The 21,300-nt window shown below is 50.9% G+C and carries 17 protein-coding genes; 6 read left to right on the top strand and 11 right to left on the bottom strand.

Features of this window, described 5'->3' with window-relative positions:
* Window positions 1–4: 4 nt before the first annotated feature.
* From ABFD83_11335 to ABFD83_11345, 3 genes are all read right to left on the bottom strand, one after another.
* Complete coding sequence (locus ABFD83_11335; GenBank protein ID MEN6357662.1) at window positions 5–2,236, bottom strand: vitamin B12-dependent ribonucleotide reductase; 2,232 nt, start codon at window positions 2,234–2,236, stop codon at window positions 5–7.
* Window positions 2,237–2,406: 170 nt separating this feature from the next.
* The gene (gene nrdR / locus ABFD83_11340) at window positions 2,407–2,889 is read right to left on the bottom strand and encodes a transcriptional regulator NrdR (GenBank protein ID MEN6357663.1); all 483 of its coding nucleotides are present in this window, start codon (window positions 2,887–2,889) and stop codon (window positions 2,407–2,409) included.
* A 209-nt stretch (window positions 2,890–3,098) separates the two neighbouring features.
* Complete coding sequence (locus ABFD83_11345; protein MEN6357664.1) at window positions 3,099–5,342, bottom strand: hypothetical protein; 2,244 nt, start codon at window positions 5,340–5,342, stop codon at window positions 3,099–3,101.
* A 278-nt stretch (window positions 5,343–5,620) separates the two neighbouring features.
* Here ABFD83_11345 and ABFD83_11350 point away from each other — a divergent pair, with 278 nt between their 5' ends.
* Entirely contained in the window at window positions 5,621–7,636 is a 2,016-nt protein-coding gene (locus tag ABFD83_11350; protein ID MEN6357665.1) for a hypothetical protein, read from the top strand.
* Here the strand turns inward: ABFD83_11350 and ABFD83_11355 are convergent.
* From ABFD83_11355 to ftsE, 5 genes are all read right to left on the bottom strand, one after another.
* Window positions 7,620–8,147, bottom strand: coding sequence for a hypothetical protein (locus tag ABFD83_11355; protein ID MEN6357666.1), 528 nt, complete (start codon window positions 8,145–8,147; stop codon window positions 7,620–7,622). The genes ABFD83_11350 and ABFD83_11355 overlap by 17 nt on opposite strands.
* 185 nt (window positions 8,148–8,332) lie before the next feature.
* Window positions 8,333–9,064 carry an STN domain-containing protein gene (locus ABFD83_11360; GenBank protein ID MEN6357667.1) on the bottom strand — a complete coding sequence of 244 codons (732 nt, stop codon included), beginning with the start codon at window positions 9,062–9,064 and terminating at the stop codon, window positions 8,333–8,335.
* Window positions 9,065–9,182: 118 nt separating this feature from the next.
* Window positions 9,183–10,334, bottom strand: coding sequence for a peptidoglycan DD-metalloendopeptidase family protein (locus ABFD83_11365; GenBank protein ID MEN6357668.1), 1,152 nt, complete (start codon window positions 10,332–10,334; stop codon window positions 9,183–9,185).
* 247 nt (window positions 10,335–10,581) lie between these two features.
* On the bottom strand, window positions 10,582–11,460 hold the full coding sequence (ftsX, locus tag ABFD83_11370; protein ID MEN6357669.1) for a permease-like cell division protein FtsX: 879 nt from the start codon (window positions 11,458–11,460) through the stop codon (window positions 10,582–10,584).
* The gene (gene ftsE, locus ABFD83_11375) at window positions 11,450–12,139 is read right to left on the bottom strand and encodes a cell division ATP-binding protein FtsE (GenBank protein ID MEN6357670.1); all 690 of its coding nucleotides are present in this window, start codon (window positions 12,137–12,139) and stop codon (window positions 11,450–11,452) included. Before ftsE ends, ftsX begins: the two co-directional genes overlap by 11 nt.
* Window positions 12,140–12,278: 139 nt before the next feature.
* Here ftsE and ABFD83_11380 point away from each other — a divergent pair, with 139 nt between their 5' ends.
* Both ABFD83_11380 and ABFD83_11385 read left to right on the top strand, forming a co-directional pair.
* Window positions 12,279–13,358 (top strand): LptF/LptG family permease, encoded by a 1,080-nt coding sequence (locus ABFD83_11380; protein MEN6357671.1) that lies wholly within the window; start codon window positions 12,279–12,281, stop codon window positions 13,356–13,358.
* A 199-nt stretch (window positions 13,359–13,557) separates the two neighbouring features.
* Window positions 13,558–15,903: a hypothetical protein gene (locus tag ABFD83_11385; protein ID MEN6357672.1), complete on the top strand. Its 2,346-nt coding sequence runs from the start codon at window positions 13,558–13,560 to the stop codon at window positions 15,901–15,903.
* Between the two features lie 59 nt (window positions 15,904–15,962).
* On the opposite strand, the gene ABFD83_11390 is transcribed toward ABFD83_11385, so the two are convergent.
* A complete protein-coding gene (locus tag ABFD83_11390; GenBank protein MEN6357673.1) occupies window positions 15,963–16,565 on the bottom strand; it encodes a hypothetical protein in 603 nt (200 codons plus the stop codon).
* A gap of 229 nt (window positions 16,566–16,794) precedes the next feature.
* On the opposite strand from ABFD83_11390, the gene ABFD83_11395 reads away from it, so the two are divergent.
* Genes ABFD83_11395 through ABFD83_11405 form a run of 3 tightly spaced genes read left to right on the top strand, consistent with a single transcriptional unit; the run spans window position 16,795 to window position 18,884 of the window.
* Window positions 16,795–17,622 carry a PspA/IM30 family protein gene (locus ABFD83_11395; GenBank protein ID MEN6357674.1) on the top strand — a complete coding sequence of 276 codons (828 nt, stop codon included), beginning with the start codon at window positions 16,795–16,797 and terminating at the stop codon, window positions 17,620–17,622.
* On the top strand, window positions 17,623–18,426 hold the full coding sequence (locus ABFD83_11400) for a hypothetical protein (protein ID MEN6357675.1): 804 nt from the start codon (window positions 17,623–17,625) through the stop codon (window positions 18,424–18,426). It abuts the gene before it with no gap.
* Between the two features lie 47 nt (window positions 18,427–18,473).
* On the top strand, window positions 18,474–18,884 hold the full coding sequence (locus ABFD83_11405; protein MEN6357676.1) for a hypothetical protein: 411 nt from the start codon (window positions 18,474–18,476) through the stop codon (window positions 18,882–18,884).
* Between the two features lie 131 nt (window positions 18,885–19,015).
* On the opposite strand, the gene ABFD83_11410 is transcribed toward ABFD83_11405, so the two are convergent.
* Window positions 19,016–20,437 carry an ATP-binding protein gene (locus ABFD83_11410; GenBank protein MEN6357677.1) on the bottom strand — a complete coding sequence of 474 codons (1,422 nt, stop codon included), beginning with the start codon at window positions 20,435–20,437 and terminating at the stop codon, window positions 19,016–19,018.
* On the bottom strand, window positions 20,434–21,120 hold the full coding sequence (locus ABFD83_11415) for a response regulator transcription factor (protein ID MEN6357678.1): 687 nt from the start codon (window positions 21,118–21,120) through the stop codon (window positions 20,434–20,436). Before ABFD83_11415 ends, ABFD83_11410 begins: the two co-directional genes overlap by 4 nt.
* Between the last annotated feature and the right edge of the window lie 180 nt (window positions 21,121–21,300).

Below are 21,300 nucleotides of genomic sequence, written 5' to 3' on the forward strand. Positions count from 1 at the left end.
CCACCTATCCGCACTTGCTGAATCCGCAGAACCTGCAGACTACACAGCCGGACTCATGCTCGACTGCGCTTCCGCAATCCGGGCATGCGCCCACCAGGTTATCGAGTCTGTCTACGTGCTTGGATATCTCGTCAGTCGCAACGCCGGTCTGGCGCTCAGCCAGGTAATGCTCGATAGCGATCCCTATAGCGTCGGCGCACGAAAGGACAGATCCGCCGTTGCCCCATGCGGGGGTCGGGCACCTGATCCCGCGCAGATGTTTCTGAATAGACTGAGCATCCACACCGGCTCGCAATGCAAGCGATATCAACCTGCCTATGGCTTCGAGCTGGCTCGACGCGCAACCGCCTGCTTTACCCATAGAAGTGAAGACCTCACACAGACCCTCGTCGTCCTCGTTTATGGTGACGTATAGATTCCCACAGCCGGTGTTCATACGCTCGGTGGAGCCGTGCGTGCGGTTCGGCCTGGCCCTCGGACCGCGTACAATCTTACCCGCCGCATCGACAGTTTTCTTGTCCATGCCTGAAACATTGAGGACCTGAGCGTCTCGACTTCCGTAGCGATAGATCGTGCATCCCTTGCATCCCTCTTTATATGCGAGCAGATAGACCTCACGTACATCATCCGGGGTAGCATCCTCAGGGAAATTGACTGTCTTGGAGACTGCATTGTCCGTAAACCTCTGGAAGGCTGCCTGCATACGGATATGCCAGGCCGGAGCAATATCCAGAGCTGTGCCGAAGACCCTCTGGACATCCTCAGGGACTTCGTCCATTCCGCGAACGCTGCCCCGCTCGGCGATATTACGCATCAACTCCTCACTGTAGAACCCGCGCTCCCGCGCAACTCGCTCGAAGTAAGGGTTCACCTCCACAAGCTCAGTGCCGTCCATAACACGCTTCACATAGCTGATGGCAAAGAGCGGCTCGACTCCGCTGGAGCACGCAGCAATGATGCTGAGAGTGCCAGTCGGAGCTATAGTCGTGACGGTGGCATTGCGCACCTCCATGCCGTCGTCCTTGCGGTCATAGATACTGCCCTTGAAGTTGGGGAAGACACCCCGCTCCTTGGCTAGCTCGCAGGAGACTTTGCGGCCCTCGTTGTTGATAAAACTCATCACCTGCTCAGCGATGGATATACCCTCTTCTGAATCGTAAGGAATACCCAACTGCAGCAGCATATCGGCAAAGCCCATAACCCCCATCCCGATCTTGCGATTGGCCCGAGTCATGTTAGCGATCTCTTCGAGAGGATAACGGTTCACGTCGATCACATCGTCCAGGAAGCGCACCGCAAGCTGGACTGCATGGCGGAGCTTGTCGTAGTCAACTTCATAGTGGCCATCGACCTCTTTCACCATCAGCGCAAGGTTGATTGAGCCCAGGTTACACGACTCATACGGCAGCAGAGGTTGCTCACCGCATGGATTGGTGCTCTCGATCTGGCCGACATGCGGGGTCGGGTTGTCCCGATTGATGCGGTCTATAAAGATGATGCCCGGCTCGCCGTTTGTCCACGCCAGGTTTACGATCAGATCGAAGACCTTGCCCGCATTGAGCTTCTTGCAGGGCTTGCCGTCGCGAGGATTGATCAGATCATAGTCCTTGCCCTTAATAGCAGCCTGCATGAACTTCTCGGTGAGCAGCACGCTTATATTGAAGTTGGTGAGCTTGGTGGTGTCTTTCTTACAGGTTATAAAGTCGATTATATCCGGGTGATCCACACGCAGGCAGCCCATGTTTGCGCCGCGGCGGGTCCCACCCTGCTTGATCGCCTCGGTGGCCGAGTTGAAGACCTCCATAAACGAGATCGGACCGCTTGAGACGCCGTTGGTCGATTTGACGCAGTCGTGTGCCGGTCTCAATCGCGAGAAGGAAAAACCTGTCCCGCCGCCGCTTTTATGGATGAGCGCAGTGTTCTTTACCGTCTCGAAGATACTCTCCATAGAGTCCTCGATAGGCAGCACAAAACACGCAGAGAGCTGGCCGAGGTCACGACCCGCGTTCATAAGAGTCGGGCTGTTTGGAAGGAAATGAAGATTACTTATGAGTTCATAATATTCGCCCGCGAGCCCTTCGATGTGCTTCTCGGACTTACCGTAAGCGATCTCTGCCTCGGCAATTGCACGCGAAACACGCTTGAACATCCCATCGACGTCCTCGATCAGTTCGCCTTTCTCGTCTTTTCGTAGATATCGTTTTTCTAAAACGGTTATTGCATTTTTAGTAAGCATTAGCCCACCCCTGTATAGAAGTTGATGTAAGAGGAAAAAACATAAGTGCTGCGCTTTTGATAATGTTGGATATATGATCCAACACGCAAAGGAACCTCGCAATCATAAATCGCGGGATTTCTATGCGGTCGCGATCAGATATCGCGCCCGAACACATTTTCTTATTGAGACTAGCGCGAAGACCTTTTGGAAGAGCGCCGCCCACTGCCGCCCAAGACTTCCACTATATCTCTGAACTGCCCTGCATCCTGAAACTGCCTGTAGACCGATGCAAACCTTACATATGCGACCTGGTCCACTTTTCGCAGAGCCTCGACTACCATCTCACCGACCTGCTCCGATTCGATCTCTCTGACCCCGGAATCATACACTTCACGCTCGATGTCATCGGCAATAGATTCCAACGTGTCCATTCCAACCGGACGCTTTTCACACGCTACGATCATGCCTTTTAGTATCTTATTTCGATCGAAAGGCTCGCGGCGCTTGTCCCGCTTTACTACCATCACGCGCAGCTCTTCAATCTGCTCGAAAGTAGTGTAACGCCTGCCACAGCCGACACACTCCCGACGACGCCTGATAGCTTCGCCGCCCTTTGCGGTGCGCGAATCTAGAACTTTATCGTCCTGATTGCCACAAAATGGACATTTCATGATAAGCCCTCTGCCACTATATCTAGTGGACTCCAGAATAGTATCACACAACATATACCATGTCAATGAGACGCAACAACATTTTTATGTGGCAAATTTCCCCGGCTAAATGCCCGGTTGGTATTGACAAAAAACAAAAAAAGTGGCGATTTTTTCAATCGCCACATGGTGTTTACAATCAACTGATAAGCATTAACTATTAATCTTGGTCAGTCCTTTACATTGAGCTTGCTGTAGCAGTTATATTGCCCATCTTTACAGAAGCTGTTGTATTGCAAAGGCAGTGCTGCATCGCTTTTGAAAAGCACCTGTAGTATGCCAAGATTCGATTCATCTGCTTCATCTGGGTAGCGCATGGGGCACGTACGGCTGCCCTCAGAACTCTCGCTACTGTTGCCGTCAGCATCCGTAACTTCGTGGCCGGGCAGACCGCACGCATGGCCGACTTCATGTATGGCACACAAAGTCACCATCTGCTGCACTAACTGTTCACGAGTCCCTTCACTCATCTTTTCGAGCGCCCTCTGGGCCAGCCAGCGGGGAAGGCCCGATGCCTGTAATTGCTTTGCCTCATCTGAGCCCGGCCAGTTCAGCGCATTATTTAGAAACCCATAAATATGCTCGATATATGCTCGCAACCGCGCCGGGAAGACCTTGGTGTAATCAGCGCCCTCAGGGCTGTCACAGTTGTTGCAATAGCCGTAAATATTGTGGTTCGGCCTGATCCCATCAGGGTCCTCCATTCCTGAAGGAACAACCAGCCGGACAGCATATTTATGATAGCCGCTCGGCTCGCCCATCTTCCAATCGACGATACGATCCAGTGTAAGCCCGCCTCGATTGAACACAAGCTGATTATTCAGCCTATATGCAGTAATACCGGAGGCTTGTTTCCAGAGTTGAGTATTGAATTTATTGCTCTCATCGATAACAAAGAGCTCTTTCTCTTTGGGAGACAAGCGCTTGTATGTTAAAGTGGAGCCGTCAAGGACTACGAAACCACGATACTCCCGGTAGAGTGAAAGGCCATCGCCCTTTTTCTCCTGTCCTGCAACTTTCTCTTCATCCCAGTCCTCGCTGTGGCCACTAAATCCCTGCTCTTCCTGCCAGGCATCTGCAACATGATTATCGTCTTCATCGCGCGGGACAGACAGAAATTCGCGCCCGTTAGATTCGTCCTTCGCAGTCTCATTAAGCTCATCGCATACCGCTTTTACACGCCCATAAGCGCCGCAGTCCGTGCTCTCTACTATCACAACTGCCAGCGAGACACGATCACTAGTATAGGCATGTTTGGGATCTTGCGGATCGATAACAATATTGTCCGCCTGTTCGTCGGCAAAACAGAGGTCTGTTTTCTTGCTTACATCTGCGGGATAGTTACAGCAGCGTCCTTTGTTTTCACTGACATCCGTCAGATAAAAGTCTATCCTGCCCTTTGGCGCAGGCTTACCTTTTTCTTTTGGTTTGAGTTCAGCCTTAATGCCCAGAGGCATCGGCATACCGTAAATATGGTTCGGATTGTCTTTCATACGCGGCACGGGGACCCACTTCTGATAGAGCTCAGGCTGAACCGGTGAAATTATCATATCCGGCTCCACAGGCACATTGCCGACAGACCAATTCACAGTAAGGGTTCCCGGAATCAGCATTTGTTCTTCTGTTAAGCCATCACCCCATTGAGCCTGCATCGCTTTTTTTGTGGTCACTATCAGTGAGTTTCCACCTGCCAGGGCAACCACAGGGATTGTCATTGAGCCTTTGCTCCCCCCATCGCGCCAGTTTACTTCGAAAATACCGCCCTCAACCATGAGAGGCGAACCTGATTCACTGCTCTTTCCACTCGATTCAGCGTTGTTGGCGAACTTAGAGAAAGCAGTTCCAGAGCTCTCAGCATGAAATGGTATACGCACAGATAAACTGAATCCTGTCTCAGATGTAACGCTGCCACTTGGGCCGGTATCTGTTTCAGTTACATCGGAATCGGTTATTTGCCAATATGCTTCGTTCAGCGCAAAGCAAGCAAGACTCAGCTTTTTACTGACGGCTACACGTCCCACTATACCCGCTATATCGCCCTCACTGATGGGCATATCGACGGAATCATTTGTGCTGATTGGTAAAGATATGGTAGCGCGTTTGCCGTTGGATACTCCAATATACACTACATTACCGCTGAACGAGGCTTTTCTTTTGACTGACGTCTTTGAGCCAGTAAAAGCTGTGCCGGCTTGCACGTTTACATTTGCAGTAATGGACCCATCACTTGTTTGTTTGACACTTTGGCCGTTGATCTTAAGATTATAGGTAATAGTGCCCTTGGTCGGGCATATTATCTGCTCATCGGGATAACCAAGCGGTACCGGCGACTCAACAAAATCGTACTGATCTTCTTCGCAAAAGCAGGGACCGGCTATGAATACAATCCCCAGGACGAATGCGCACAATCGCAAAAAAATTGAAATTCTCCCCCACATACAACTCTCCCCATATTTTCTATCCTGCGCCGGATAGAGTAGCTATTTATATAATCATTCCAGCTCAAGAATGGATTATATACAATTGACATTGAAGCCTTGTAACACCCGTGGTGCTGCCTCACCAAAATCACACACTATAAGGGCGCTTGTTATTATATGTCAACAATTTAACCACTTGATATCACCTATTACATAGACAGCCCTGCTATTATGTGGTAAGTAATATAGTAATCCTATTCAGGGCTGGTTCTATGGAGACAACACACGGTAAACTGATAGTAATTATAGCAAACTCACGTATAGATATCACAAATCAAAGTGTAATGGTTCGGCTCGTTTTTCAAGATGGCGGTTATGCGCAGGAGTTTCACGCCCTCGACAAAGACGGCAAGTTTCAGCTCATTCTATCCTCACTGCACAAGAACCTGATCCCATCCAGCGAATATCGGACATGTGCATCACCTATGATATCCGGCAGCCGCCCACACCTGTTCGCCATCAGTCGCGACTCTCTGAGAATGGTCTACTCAACGGCTGAAATAGTATCACATACCGTAAAGAGTGTGGTCATACTCCTCACAGGCTCTGCTATGGGCCACAATCTGAAGTGCCATATAGAACTGCGCGAAGATGAAAGCAGCGTGCATATCACGGTTGAGGATAAAATCGAGACCGGCGTGAGCGCGCCGCTTGTCGAGTATTTGATGAGTTCATATGCATTTATCCCGGCCAGATGGGCCGTCACTCACGGCAGCAATATCGACTATACATGGGCTCCTGTTCTAAGGCCGGGAGACGACAATGTCATCGGCGACCGGGCTTTTCATGCTCCTGCAGTAATTGTTCAGCACGAGCATATGGCAGCGGCGCTGATACCCGATCTGCACAACACAAATGGGCAGATGCAGACCGCTCTTGATCTGGATAACGTTAATGGACTGCTCTCATCTCCCCTTATCTCGTACGGGTTCTGCGGCTACGAAGAGTCCTGCGGTAAATTTGTACATGATATGACCATGGCAAAACGGTTGGACACGCCATATCTCAGATATAGCTATGAGCTGCTGCTGGATGCGAACTGTAAGAGGAAATCTATACACAAGCAGGTATCAAAGGTCCTGTGGGAGCGTTACAGTGGAAAGCTGAAAGTGGAAAATGGAAAGTCCAGTATCGATCCGGCAGCATTGACAGACATATATAAAGATGATGCCGAAAAACTGAGACTCGCGCTGCTTGAGCCGGATGCATGGGCGGCGTATGGAGTCTACTTCAAAGGCGATGCCGCACTAAAAAAAGGAGCGCATGCGGTAATAAATGCTCTGCTTGCAGCGCCCAAGTATGCAGGACTTTTCCCAACAAAGTTCGATAGAGTGTGGTCTGGCTGCAATGTCGCAATCGATGGAGCGTATTATCACAGTGTAGAGTGCTCGCGGCAGTGCATCTGGCTGCTCAGGTGGTATACGGATATCTATCAGGACCCGCGCATAGTCAATTATTGCAGAGAATATGCCCAATTCCTGGTCAATGCTATACAAAGAGACGGGTCAATACCATCATTCTTCGACAAATATGCCGATCCATTGCCGGCTCCATTGGACAGCTCCCAGACAGCAATCTCTGCGCTGTTTCTTGCACGGATGGGAATGATTACAGGTGACAGTCAATATATTCAGGCGGCACAGAAAGCAATCAAGCTTGTAACTAAGAACAATCCGCATCAGGATTACACACTTATCGACACACAAAACCGTCTTACCAAATCGGTTAGAGACCCGCACACAGGTTCGCTTCCTCAAAGCGGATGGTCGATGCTCTGGAATGCAATGGCCTGCGTTGAGATGTATAAATCGACTAAGGACCGCAAGCATATCATGCAGGGGATCGATATTTTTGACCAACTCTGCCTGTTTCAATCCGTGTGGGGCGAAAATGGATCAATTCCATTCGGGCTGTGCGCGAAGGGCAATATGAACATATCAGCCGATATCGAGCTTACTGCCGAGTTTGCTGAGTGCGCTATGCGCTATGCACGCGCAACAGGCGAAAAACACTACTTCGAGCGAGGCGCGACAGCGCTAAAAGCTGCAACAAATACGAATAATGTTAGTCCGCTTATCGCCGCGCGCATAGCAGCCATTGACACAACGATACGCCACTCGTTTGGACATGCATTCGTCCATGTCGGGAAAAAGCGGTTATTGTACCAATACGCCACGACGAAACAAAGCACGAACTGTGGGCATAGCAAGCTCAGCCCGCTGCCGTAGGATGCCGTCTTTCCATGAGCGCATCAGCAGGATTTTCTTTAAGCTGGTCACCGACTCTGGCAAGCTCTGTTAGCTTTTCGATCTCTTCTGAGACATTGATCGAATCGACATCTCGGCGGTCCAGTGCCTGGATGATTTTCTCGGCGACCCTGATGGCTCCCAGCACAAGTATCTCGTTTTCATACTCGACATACACGTGGAACCTTCCTTTGGGGTCGACTCGCCAATTCCACTGGGTTTCGCCTTTCAATGTGCTGTGACGAAGCACCTGGCCCTGAAGCTCAATAATCAAATGTTCAAACAAATGCGGGATCTCAGTTGATTGACACTCTCTACGGAAAGAATAACCGTTTTCATTGTCACATCGATGGCGCGACAGATGAGGAAAGAGCTTAAAAAGCAGCCTGGGAATATGAGGCGCATGTTTGGTGGTATAGCAATTGGGGTCAGGCATCTCCACTACCAGCTTGACGTGATTGCTATCATAGAAGAGAATCTCGACTACCTTCAACTTCCGTACTCCTGAGTGGCCGGTAAATGCCTTATGTATTTGTATTGTATCACGCCGACACAGCGATGTAAAGAGCATGGCGCTAGTTTGTCGTCATTATTTATGCATTAGACAACAAACTCAGCCGTCAGCCATAATATAAGCAGCTCTCGCGAATTTATTGTGAGAGCTGCTTGAACGCTACATCAATATCCTGGGCCGTATATATGCACCCCTGGCAGAATTGCATTCAGATTGCGTAGAAACCTGAGTGAATCCGGACTGACCCAGCCCGGAGGCGGCACAGGGCCAAGGCCGAACCTTGTTACATAAGGAAATCCTCCAAAAGCCACCAGAGGCCAGTATCCCCCGAAGCCGAAATTCCCGGCGCCGTAGGTTGGCGGATAGCCGGAATAGCCCGGATTATACCCCGGCTGACTATAAATAACAGGAGCCTGCTGATTGACAATGACCTGCTGTGACGGCATAGCGGCCTGGGGAGCCGTCTGAGGGCTTGCAGGCTCTGAGACTTGAGCTTGAGGATACTTAACTGATGCGCTCGGAACAGGCTTCTGCGCATATTTGGCGGTCCCTTGCTGGATAATCGTTCTGGTTGCCTGGCCGGGATTCGCCACAGGACTGAAAATATACATACCGTCGCTGATTGTGTATGTCAGCCCTGCCGCATTTGTAAACAGAGTCAGTGCCTGCTCAAATGTTATACCCTTGAGTTTTAGTTCTATGACTTTGCCCGAAACTCCGGGCTCGACCATATATTTGTAACCCGTTCCCGCAAACAAGGCTGATATGCCCTGTTCCACGGTCACGTTTTTGAGGTCCAAATCTACAAGTGCGGCTTTTTGACCGGCTGCGCATACACACGCAGACCCCAGGATCGTCAACGCCAGCACCCACGAGAGCAAACCTATTGATTTCATCTCGTGCCCCCTTAGCATACGTATCACACAATAAATATACCCCAAGGAAGAGAAATCAATATTGAAATCTGGCGACCGATTCCGGCAAATACTAAATATTAAATATAAAATATAAAATCTATAGTGGATTGACTGGTTTGCCGTTGATACGTTTCTCGAAGTGGACGTGAGGACCTGTGGAGTAGCCCGTGCTGCCTGATCTTGCTATGACCTGGCCTCTTGACACCTGCTGCCCTCTTTTTACGAGGAGTCTTGAATTGTGGCCGTAAAGCGTGGAAACACCGCCGCCGTGGTCTATTACAACAGCATTGCCATATGCGCCCATCCATCCGGCAAGAATAACTTCACCGGCAGCAGCGGCATGCACAGCCGTGCCTGAACGAACACCAATATCTACGCCTGTATGCAGTTTGTAGACTCCCGTAATCGGATGAACGCGATAGCCGAATGGGCATGTGATACGGCCGCCGCATGGCATCGAAAGGCCGCCTTTGAACGCACGGGCATAACGCGCACGGCCTTTTGGAGTCATTTGATACTGCCTGATCTGGTCTTCAATTTCCTGGGATTTTGCTTCGAGCTCATCCTCAGCTTTTCTCAATAGATCAGTGTTATGTTCGAGGTCATCAACCATCTGCTGCTGGCTGTCGGCGAGTGCGCCTATCTTGTTGCGCTGCAACTCAAGCCTATTCTGAAGTGAACCGATCTGCCTGACTCTGCGCGCCTGGCGAGACTTATCCTTTTCAATTGTCGCCTTGTCCGCTTTTATCTGCCTGATGAGTGTCGCGTCGGAATCGAGTATTCGCTGGAGGTAGTATGTCCGAGTCAGGAATGACCACATATTCGCCGCGCCGAGCACGACATTGACATAGTCCAGGCCCTCGCCTTCATAGATATCGACTACCCTGCTCTGGAGCAGCATCTCGCGTCTGTCGAGCTGTTTCTGAGTCCTCTTTAGCCTTGCCTCGGTCTCATCGAGGTCGGTCTGCGCATCCATCAGTTTTATCTTGTTGTTTGTCAGGCTTGTTTGTGTGCTTTCTAAATCTCGCTGGGTGGAGTAAAGCTGACTCATCACAAACCGCTTCTGGTGTTCTTTCTTTTTGATCTCTTTTCTGTAATAACGGATTTTGCTCTGCACATTGCGCAGGTTCGATTTCAGAACAGACGTTTTCTTCTTGGCGCCGAACGTCGGCATGCACAGACCAAGCGCCAGTAAAAAGATCAACGATAATATTGCAAACCTTGTTTTTTTTGCGAGCTTGTTCGGCATGACTACCTTTATGTGAACTGATCGTCTGCGATCTGTAATCCCGCTAAGCACTATGTGGTGGCATCAGAGATGCCATTTTGCCCTTTTCGGCGCAGATTTCAAATCTGCCCAAACTAAGAACACTCTCGTTCGGATATTCAGCCCAAAAAGAAAAGCAGATTCCTCACGTTCGTTCGGAATGACCGGTCACGACAGGTAAACTGTCTAACTTTTTGACTTTCTAACTTTTTGACTTTTTGACTTCCAGTCAGTCTCTCAAAAACCGCCTGATGGATACGAAGCTTCCCGCAGCGCCTATCACAGCGCCGAGCATCACCAGGGACAATACCTGAGCCCCGGGTCCAAGTCCGCTGGATACCTTACCGAGCAGCGGAGTCACCTTCTCGGCGGCATATGCCATATATGTCGAGCCGATCCTGAGCAGGCACCATGCCACAAGCGCTCCGGCGATTCCAAAGACGATGCCTTCGATAACTAAAGGCAGCCTTATGAACTCGTTTGTAGCGCCGACAAGCTGCATTATCCGTATCTCGCGGCGGCGTGCATAAAGAGTAAGCCTGATAGCGTTACTGATTATAAATGCCGTTGTGATCAAAAGCATAATGACGCCTGCAAAGCTTATTGCCTTGACAACCTGAGCGCCCGCCATTACCCGCTGAAAGGTCTCACGTCCCTCACGAACGGTGTCGATCCCGCCCATAGAGCGTATTCGTGACGCAATCACCGGAAGCCGGTCAGGATCGGTGACCTTCACATCCATCGCATAAGGCAAAACGTTGGTCGGCAAGCCTGCCGAGTTGATATCGGGATGCAGGCTCTTAAAATCGCGCCATTCTTTGTCGCGATCACGAACCAACACGCTGCCGACACCGTTCATCTTGCGAATGCGCGCGGCGGTCTCATTGGTGAGATCACGGTCGGCATCACCATGCATAAACACGGCTATCTGGAACCTGCCGATCTGCGCAGCGGCGAAATTGTTCGCGCCCAACGCAGCCAGCACGAATGCTCCCAGCACACCGAGCGAGAGGGCGATTGTAGATATCGACGCGAAAGCCATAAGGCCGTTTCGCCATATGCCGGTAAATGCTTCCTGAATTACAAATTCTATGTTTCTAAGGTTCACAGTATTGATACATACCTTTATTGACATCGCGGACGAGCGTACCTGATTCGAGTTGAATGACTCTCTTTTTCATCTTGTCCACTATTTGACTGTCATGAGTTGCTACTAGGATTGTCGTTCCACGAATGTTGATCTGTTCAAGCAGTTGCATAATCTCCCACGAAGTCGCGGGATCGAGGTTTCCGGTAGGCTCGTCGGCAATGAGGATAGTCGGGTGATTGATAAGAGCGCGGGCGATCGCCGCCCTCTGCTGCTCACCGCCAGACATCTGGTTCGGAAAAGAATCGCACCGGTGAGTAAGACCGACAAGGTCGAGCACATCGCCGATCCTGCGTCGTATGTCCCTGGGATTTATGCCGATCACACGCAGCGCAAAGGCAAGATTCTCCCAAAGATTTTTTTGAGGAAGCAGCTTGAAGTCCTGGAACACGATTCCCAGTTTACGACGCAGAAAAGGAACTTGCGATGAGTTCAGAAGAGTGACATCCTCGCCATCGACAATCACGCTTCCATAACTTGGCAGTATTTCACGATAGAGCAGCCGAAGAAATGTCGACTTTCCACTGCCGGTGGAACCAACAACGAAGACGAACTCACCCTTATTAATTGATAAATCGATTTCTTTTAGCGCTCGGACACCGTTCGGATATTCGACCGAGACACCTTGTAGATGTATCATATTGCCTCAATTATACTTTATGCTCGCGCCTGATGCAACGCCAAATCGTTTGATCGTTTAATCGTGCAGATGTTCTAACGATCCACGATCAGATGATACACGGTCTTCGAAGTATGTTATAATCGAATTGAGCACAAGTATGAAAACTATAGATAAATACGTCGCAAGAGAAATGATGGTTCCGTTTGTTGCCGGGTTCGCGGTCGTCCTCATTCTCCTTGTCGGCAACATCATCTATAACAGCATTGATCTAATAGTAAGCAGAATCAGCCAGTGGCCGGACCTGCTCTACTATATACTCCTGCAGACGCCTTACTGGGTCATGCTCGCGCTTCCCGCTGGTGCGCTGTTCGGATGCACGCTGGCTGTGAGCAGGTTGGCGCGCGACAGTGAGATCACCATGATGCGAATGGCAGGTGTCAGCGTGCGGCGAATATTCCTGCCTGTTTTTATAGTCGGAGCGCTGACCAGCATAGTCGCGTTTGTCTTTCAGGAAAGGGTGACCGTCTGGACCCAACGCGAGGGCGTAAAAGTGCTTAAGCGCATCTATCTTGCCCCGGGTCCAATACCGATCCAGGCCAATATCTTCTTTCAGGCAGACCAATATTATTTTTACGTGAACAGGGTCGAGCGAATAAACGGCAAGACCACACTGTTCGATCTGATGGCATACGAGCCTCCGGTCGGAAACGGATTCCCCACCCTGACCACTGCGAAATCCGCGATTGAAGAAAACCATGTCTGGTACCTGAAAGACGGCACGATATATCGCGTTGCAAATAACGGCGACCCGGAGCTTATCGGTCATTTTAAGAGGATGAAGCTCGATCTGAGGCGCGCTGTGACAGACTATTTCATTCAGGAACAAAACATCCCTGAGGCAATGTCTATTAATGAGCTTAGAGGTGAGATGAACAAGCTCAAGCAAAGCGGCCAAAAATCCGACAGCTATCAGCTTGAATACGGTTACAAACTCGCTATTCCTCTGAGCTCGCTCGTGCTGCTGCTGTGTGTGGCTCCGCTTAGTCTTCGTTTCGGGCGAGGCGGAGGCTTTATGGGAGTGCTTATCGGGATCGTTGTGCTCTTCTTTTATTGGAACGTGATCCTGTTTAGCCGCGTGCTCGGCAAAACAGGCGGCCTGCCGCCCGGCCTGGCGGGTTGGAGCGAAGTAATCATCTTTACAATACTCGGCATATACCTCATGTGGAAAACCGAATGATTTTTGATTTAGTATTTTATATTGATTATTTGGTGTGAGATTATGGGGTTGGATATTTAGTATTTCAGATTGATTATTTGGAGACAGCAGCAACAGGTCCAGATGGTCCGGGAATTTAAATCCCGGACCCAAGTATTGGGGATTTTAATCCCCTATTTTTTGAACTATAACTAAATGCTTCTCTACTTTTATTGATGATATGAAATTATTGGGATGGTGGGCAGTTTTGGTGTGGGCGCTTCTGCCGGTCTGCGCGTATTCGCAGGCTGACGGCGTCTACTCGACAACCACATCAACAGACATAACCCTGCCCAAACCCGTCACGCCGCCAAATCAGGTTGCCCCCATACCCGTCGCGCCGTCCGAAGCGCCGTCCGGATATATCCCTATGCCTGAACCCCCACTTTCCACCGGCCCGGCCAACTATATCAATATTAAAGGTGATCAGGTAAACACTGTATTGGATGACGGCAGCCCTGTTTTCACCGTCGCAAGCGGGCATGTGAGCGCAAGCTATCGGAATGTGCTGGTGACAGCCGACGCAGGCACAGTAGACCACAAGACGAACATTGCAATATTCACCGGAAATGTCGTCTTTCAGATAGACAAACAGCAGGTGCTGGGCAAGCAGATCACCATAAACCTCAAAACAGGCAAATGGAGCATGCAAGACGCCATCACCACCGTAACACCCGATTTTACAAGAGGTTACACTTGCGCGCCTGTCTTTAGCAATGCGCCGACCATAGAGGGACTCAGACGCAAATCAATGGCTGTTTACAAAGGCGAAGTCACGACATGCGACCTGGCCGATCCGCACTATGAGCTTGTCGCCAGGTCTGTCGATATCTACCCGAGCCAAAGACTCGTCCTGCGAAAAGTGACCCTGTTTGTACACAACAAAAAGATCATCACATTTCCTAAGCTGGTGATCCCAATGAACCGGATCATGCGAGACCCGCAACTTGTGCCCAAGTTCGGACAAACCGCTGAAGAAGGTTATTACGCCAAGTTTTCATATCCGCTGTCGGGCAGCGAAAAGGAAGCTACACTCTTGCTGGTAGACCTGATGTCCAAGAAAGGCACCGGCACAGGGCTCAGCAACAACTATCAGTCCGGCTCCACCAACGGCGATGTGCAGTTTTACACTCTCAATGACCAAAATATCGGCCGCCGGACATATACCGGCAGAGTAAACCACAATCAATGCCTCGGGGACTACAAGCTCAACTTAACCACAGACTTCAGAACTAATGAGTATCAATACGCGCCGCACAGCCAGACGCTGACCGGCAGAGCCACATTCCTGCGCGACACATCCTTATCAAAAAGCTCTCTTGTCGTAGGATATCAGAGCAATAATACGTATACAAAAACATCCAGCACCACAGGCAACCTGACATACTCTCAGAAACTGTCAGACAGCTTTATGGTTGACAGCCTCTTCAACTATGTCGCGTATTCCGGCTATTCAAACACAGCGCGGCTTACTTCAAACCTCGCGTTTACTAAGAAAGAGAAAAAAATCGATTGGGGTCTGACGGCCATCAAACAGACCGACCTCAGTGATGAAGCGTTTGTCAGCAGCAGTTCATTCGGAGGCATCGAAAAACTGCCTGAGCTTTCACTTACAACAGACTCCACACGTTTCGGCAATCTGCTTCCATTCGGAATCCCGGCGCAGATGAAGCTTGCATTCGGAGAATTTGCCGAAGTAGGAAACACAAGCCTTTTTCGCACCTTTCTGCAAATGGACACGCCAGCAAAGCCGCATCCCTTGAGCAGCACATGGAACCTGCTTGCGGGCGCAGGGCTCAAACAATACGTTTACAGCGATAATACGGCGCAATACGGGCTCAACGCCAGCACACAGCTCAAGAAACAACTGGCGCAAGATTCCGATTTCTCGCTTACCTATCGCTACCAGAACCCGCGCGGATACTCGCCGTTTCGCTATGATTATATCAGCAGCTATAACATCATTAACGCAGCATTGACCCTCAAAGAAGGTGACACAAACAAGTTCAGCCTGCTCACAGGCTACAATTTCGAGCAGCCAAAATTGCCCTGGCAGGACGCAACGCTCAGATGGGCAATACAGACATCACCGCACCTGCTCTTCTACACAGCCACCGGCATGAACTTCAACACATGGAGATGGAGAGCAGTTATCAATCAGGTAAGATACAGATCACTCGACGACTGTTTTCGTTTCGATCTCGGCACGCGCTACGACACATCAATAGGTATCCACAAATTATCCAGCATAAAGGGTCTGCTGGACACCAAAATCGGCCCCAAGACACGCATTCAGGCCACCGCCGGCTACAATGGCATCAGCGGGGACTTCGACTACCAGAACATCATGATCACACGCGATCTTCACTGCTGGGAGCTTTCGCTTGCATTCGTAAACCAGACCGGTTTCTATGAGGATAAGGGCATCAGGCTCAACCTGCGCATCAAAGCGTTCCCGCTAACGCAGAACTTCGGCGCGGGAGCATTCGGCCAGGTGCTCGATACAAGCGTTGGAGATGTCTATTAAAAGAGAGTTATGGGTTATGGGTTATGGGTTATGGGTTGTGAGATGTGGGTTGTGAGTCACTATCGATTGGCAAGTCGGCGGAGAGGCGCTAACAGCATGCCCATGCCAATCGCTAATATGCTCAACCCTCCCGGCTCGGGGACGACAGTCCCATCCACTCGCACTGCAAAAGGCATCGCCTGCTTATACCATGTCGCGCCCTGATCACCCGACAAAAACCCATAATATCCATAGCTCGAATAAGATATTCCGCCAAAACTATCGGCATTGCTCGGCATCACGACCAGAAAATACGGTTTGCCGCCTGTCAACAATATCGGACTATCGGGCTGCACATAATAGTATTGCATAATCGGGCCAGTCGGCGAGATAGTCCACTGCGCGAGCGCCGAACCTGCAATATTTACAAGTGATGGCGTCAAATATACGGTAAAGCTCGTGTTTAGCGAACTCCGCGAGAGAGCCGTGCCGAACTCGCCAGCATACGAGTCTGAATTGAGCACAAATGGCGCGGCAGCCCAAAACAGCGTAGAGCCGTTGTTCAGAGATGGACCGCTTCCCACATATGACCCACCATCAAATAACCATGCCCAACCCGGAACACTGATCAACAATAAGCATAAAGTGATCATCAGACCAATTGCAAAACGTCTATATGTCATGATTCTCTCCCGGACAATCACATTCATAACCAATGAGTGTCCCTTCGTACACTGAGATTTCAGGCCGCTAAGGCCGACATTGTGTTTTTTTGGCCGTGACTTTTACTATAATACCAACCAATAAGCTAATCGTATTATAGCATGCAGGGATATTGTGTTTGATATCGAATCATTGAATTAGTGGGAATGATTCTATACACACGCGCGTCGAGGCGCAGGGAGGATGCTTATGTTCGGAAGACTGTGGCGCTACCTCAAGGCCTTATTCCTGGGAAAATTGGACGAGCTGGAAAATCCGGAGGTTCTGCTTCAAGAAGCTGCGCGGGAGATGCGGGAAAATCTCGCCGCCAACCGCCAGCGGGCCGTCACCGCAATCACTCAGAAAAACAACCTCAAGTCGCTTATGGACGAGCAGGAAAAGCGCGTCGCGCAGCTTGAGGCGCAGGCCGAAATGGCCGTCAAACGCGGCGACCGCGACCTTGCGCGGCGAGTTCTTCGAGAGAAGATGACGTTCGAGGAGACAATCGTCACCACACGCACCAGCTATGATCAGGCAGTCGAGGCGTCCGAGGCCATCAAAATCGCGATCCGCAGGCAGGAAGAGACAGTCCGCCAGCGCACAGCCGAGGCGCTTGCCAAGAAGGCTCAATGGAAACAGGCTCAGATCCAGATCGAGATCGACAAGGCCCTCAACGGCCTGACATTCGAGGCCGAATCCTCCGCATGGGAGCGCGCAGGCGAGAAGATACGCACCGCGCAGTCCGAGGCCGCAGCGCGTGCCGAACTATCGCAGGCCAGCATTCAGGCGAAGATAGCCGGTCTGCAGGATGACGCCGTTGATGCCCAGGCTGAAAAGGCCCTGGAGGAACTCGAACAAAAGATGGCGACTCCGACAGCCGAAGTCGAGACTCAGCAGACCGTTCAAGCCGGCCAGAGCAGCGAAAGCGACGTCGAGCGTCAACTCGCCGAGCTTGAAGCGAAGCTGGGTGAGGCTCCGACCGAAACACCGGAGCAAATACAATCACAAGAAGAGCAGCCGGGGCAAAAGCAGGAGTAAATGTCTTTTTCGCAGCGGCACAACCTTTCTCTGGTAATAAAGCGTGCGCTGAAGATGCCGTTTTCGGTCATCTTGCTGGGTGTGGGCGCGCTCTTTGCGCTCACACTGCACGATGTGCTCGGCTTGTTTATATTCGGTTGTTCAATAGCGGGTGTATTCTTTTTTATTCTCTCAAAGCTCCAGGACAGCGACTTCATCAGAGCCGCGATCCGAGAAGACACCGGCAGGCGGCACGCGCACGAGGCCGAAAGCCGCATATTTAAGATCGAAGAGCTTGACATTGAGAGCCGCGTTCGTATGAAGACAATAGTCAAGCTCCAGAATGAAATCGCAGATGACATAGCCGACTCACCTATCGATGAGACTGCCGTCGGGCTTGCGGATACACTCGTTCAGACGGAGAATATCGTGGACCGGGCGCTTGCGCTGGCCCAACAGAAGCGAGAGCTTCAGCGTTTCCTCAACAAAACGGACTCCGACAGCATAGAGGCTCGAATTCACAGTCTGGAGAGCAAGCTCGATACAGAAGCCGACCCCGCAAGGCGTTCCGAGATTGAAATTTCGCTTGCGGCAAAACGACAGGAACTGGACGACTATCGCGCAATAGAACAGGCCGGAGTGCGGATTATGGGTCAACTGGAGAGTATCGAGTGCTCATTTGCGGGACTCAGAGCAAGGCTAGTGCGCATTAAGTCCACCGACATCAAAGAATGGGTCTCGGCTAACGAAGACCTGAAAGTCGAGCTTGTAGGGCTCAGCAGCGCCGTAGATAACCTCGAACATACCATTCAGTTTTTGATTTAATTTTAGTATTTTTTATTGATTGTTTCCTATTATGTGAGCGGGTTGAATTGGGTATATTTCGACGAATATCGCTTATACTGCGCGGATATATCTCTACTGCGGAAGACCGTGTCAATCGGATCGCAGCCGAGGAAGAGCTTCGCCAGGCAAAGGCGCCCCTTCAAACCGGCAGCGCAATCGACCCTGATACAACCGCCAGACATGCAACAATACCTCCGCAGCAAGCGCACCTGACTACAGATTACAAGACCTTAGGCCTTAAATCGGGTTCAACACTCGATGAAGTGGAAGCCGCCTGGAGGAAACTGGCGTCACGCGCAGACCCTAAGAGATTCCCGTCAGGCTCAGAGGAAGAGAAAAAAGCAGCAGACATTCTCGACTCAGTAAACAAAGCGTACGCAAACATCCGGGAAGAACTGAACCCGACCGAAGGACGTTTCGGCAGATTGGAGCTTTAAGCCGTACATTTCCGGGGGCCTCAGCACTTAAGCACTGAGGCCCCCGGCAGGATGACTTGGGCGAGTCGAGATATTTATACCCTCGCCCGCAAGAGCTTAAACAAGTAAACAAAAAAAAGCTGAAGTTTTTTCTATATATTTCTTACCGATGGAAGAGTGACTGTAACACAGGTCCCACTGCCCGGTGAGCTTTCGATACTAATCGAACCGCTGTGAGCCTCCACAATACTGCGGCAGATTGCCAGACCCAGACCCGCGCCGCCGCTTTTTTTCGCGCGAGCCGCATCTACACGATAAAACCTCTCACCCAAATGCGGCAGATGCTCGGGGGCAATCCCGCACCCGGTGTCCGTCACAGTCAGTTCCACCATTGTTTCCCGCCTATGTGCGTGCAGGGTTATCTCGCCATCCGAAGCCGTGTGTCGCAGGGCATTTTCAAGCAGATTGATTACAAGACGATTGAGGTGTTCCATATCCCCATGTATGAGACCGATCGAATCCGCAACATCTACAGTCACTTTCGCATCACTTTTGCTTCGGCGGACAATGGCCAGAGCATTATCGAACAGGTCATGAGGGTCCACGCCCTGGAAGTCCCGAGCCAACTGCCCGGCGTCCGAACGCGCCAACAGCAGCAGATCCTGGACAAGACGGCTCATAGCGTCCGCCGACGCATCTATATTGGCTATTGCCTCACGATACTGTTCCGGCGTCCTCTCGGCAAGCAGCGCCAGTGAAGTGTTCGCCTTTATGGCTGTCAGGGGAGTGCGGAGTTCGTGAGAGGCATCTGAGGTGAAGCGCCTCTCTCGATCAAAAGCGTCTTTGAGCTGTTTGAAAGCTTTATCGAGCCTTGCGAGCATGCCGTTTATTGTAGCCGCAAGATGGGCGAACTCATCCGCGCCGATTACCGGCAGGCGCTGAGAAAGGTCACTGTCACTTATCGCTCCGGCCTTCTCACCCATCTGCCTGATCGGTTTTAGCGCGCGGCTTGTCAGGAACAGTCCCCCGATACCTGCGACCAGCAGTGCGACCGGCACAAGGATCGTCAGGGTCATTGTCAAGCTCTCGAGCATGACCTGGACCTCGGCAAAAGACGCGGCAACCTGAACAACTCCCGTGACGGTCCCTCTCTTTTTGACAGGAAGAGAGAGGACCCGCAATATCGTATCGTCCGTCGCGATTGTTGTAAAGATCCGTTCACCAGCCACCGCTTTTTCAAATGCTTTTTTGTCCCACGGCGGCTCTTTTGTCTCCTGCATATCCCAGTAAGGGATCACCTGTCTGCCCTTGAGATCGAACTGATGAACCATTGGCCGAAAGTGCTTCTTTTCGGAGGCGGCGTCATCTTTTGGCGGAGGAGGAAGATTATTCGGCACTTTTTTTGACATCATCTCAAGATGCCGATGCGCCATACCGGAGAGCCGGTGGTCAGTCTCAGAGAGCAGATAAGAGCGCACCGAAAAGTGCATTACGGCAAGGAATCCAAATAAGACCAGCGCCAGCACCCCTATATTCCACAATGTAAGTTGAAATCTGACGGAGTTGAACTTCATGACTGCTCCACATCCGGACTCTTAAGCATATAGCCCAAACCGTGGACCGTATGAATGAGTTTGACGGGTCGGTCCGCATCTATCTTCCTGCGCAGCATGCGTATATAGACATCCACAGTGTTGGACATGCTGTCCTCATTATTCCATATACGATACTGGATAGCCTCCCTGCTGAGCACCCTGCCCTCGTTGGACGCAAGCGCCTCCAGCAATGAGAATTCTCGTGACGTGAGAGAAACTTCCTTACCGTCGCAGAGCACTCTATGCGCTGTTGTATCCATCTCAAGATGAGCGATACGAATGACTCTGCCCTTGGAAAGCTTGTCGCGCCTGATGAGCGCACGAACACGCGCCAACAGCTCCTCAAAATCAAACGGCTTGGGCAGATAGTCATCTGCGCCAATCTCCAGTCCATGCACACGATCACGAACCGCGTCTCGCGCGGTAAGCATAAGAATTGGTGTGCTGATACGTTTGTTCCTGAGCCGTTCGCATATGCTCCAGCCGTCAATTCCCGGCAGCATAAGGTCCAGAATGATAAGAGCATAGTCTTCGTCCCATGCCATATCCAGACCGGTTGTGCCGTCTTCGGCGGTATCGACATGATACATGCCGTCCTCTTCCAGACCTCGTTTGACAACCTCTCTTATCGATGCCTCATCTTCTACCAGCAGAATCTTCATAGTACCGCCAGTATAGCACCACCGCCGAGTTCATCACAAGGACCCGGACAGGTATGGGTGCATGTCAGATTTACGGAATCACGCTGCAATTTTGGCAGCCTCTAATATATTGCCAGTTCTTTTATTAAGCACTGCAGAGCGCAAATGTGCGATTGTCTCGATTCCGTGCCTCTTCCAGCG

This window comes from Armatimonadota bacterium (assembly GCA_039679645.1).
Lineage (GTDB): Bacteria > Armatimonadota > UBA5829 > UBA5829 > UBA5829 > UBA5829.

What these genes read in the sequence shown, in the direction of transcription:
- ABFD83_11335 (MEN6357662.1), bottom strand. Translation starts at nt 2,236, where the DNA reads ATGCTTACTAAAAATGCAATAACCGTTTTAGAAAAACGATATCTACGA.
- nrdR (MEN6357663.1), bottom strand. Translation starts at nt 2,889, where the DNA reads ATGAAATGTCCATTTTGTGGCAATCAGGACGATAAAGTTCTAGATTCG.
- ABFD83_11350 (MEN6357665.1), top strand. Translation starts at nt 5,621, where the DNA reads ATGGAGACAACACACGGTAAACTGATAGTAATTATAGCAAACTCACGT.
- ABFD83_11360 (MEN6357667.1), bottom strand. Translation starts at nt 9,064, where the DNA reads ATGAAATCAATAGGTTTGCTCTCGTGGGTGCTGGCGTTGACGATCCTG.
- ABFD83_11365 (MEN6357668.1), bottom strand. Translation starts at nt 10,334, where the DNA reads ATGCCGAACAAGCTCGCAAAAAAAACAAGGTTTGCAATATTATCGTTG.
- ftsE (MEN6357670.1), bottom strand. Translation starts at nt 12,139, where the DNA reads ATGATACATCTACAAGGTGTCTCGGTCGAATATCCGAACGGTGTCCGA.
- ABFD83_11380 (MEN6357671.1), top strand. Translation starts at nt 12,279, where the DNA reads ATGAAAACTATAGATAAATACGTCGCAAGAGAAATGATGGTTCCGTTT.
- ABFD83_11385 (MEN6357672.1), top strand. Translation starts at nt 13,558, where the DNA reads ATGAAATTATTGGGATGGTGGGCAGTTTTGGTGTGGGCGCTTCTGCCG.
- ABFD83_11390 (MEN6357673.1), bottom strand. Translation starts at nt 16,565, where the DNA reads ATGACATATAGACGTTTTGCAATTGGTCTGATGATCACTTTATGCTTA.
- ABFD83_11395 (MEN6357674.1), top strand. Translation starts at nt 16,795, where the DNA reads ATGTTCGGAAGACTGTGGCGCTACCTCAAGGCCTTATTCCTGGGAAAA.
- ABFD83_11400 (MEN6357675.1), top strand. Translation starts at nt 17,623, where the DNA reads ATGTCTTTTTCGCAGCGGCACAACCTTTCTCTGGTAATAAAGCGTGCG.
- ABFD83_11410 (MEN6357677.1), bottom strand. Translation starts at nt 20,437, where the DNA reads ATGAAGTTCAACTCCGTCAGATTTCAACTTACATTGTGGAATATAGGG.
- ABFD83_11415 (MEN6357678.1), bottom strand. Translation starts at nt 21,120, where the DNA reads ATGAAGATTCTGCTGGTAGAAGATGAGGCATCGATAAGAGAGGTTGTC.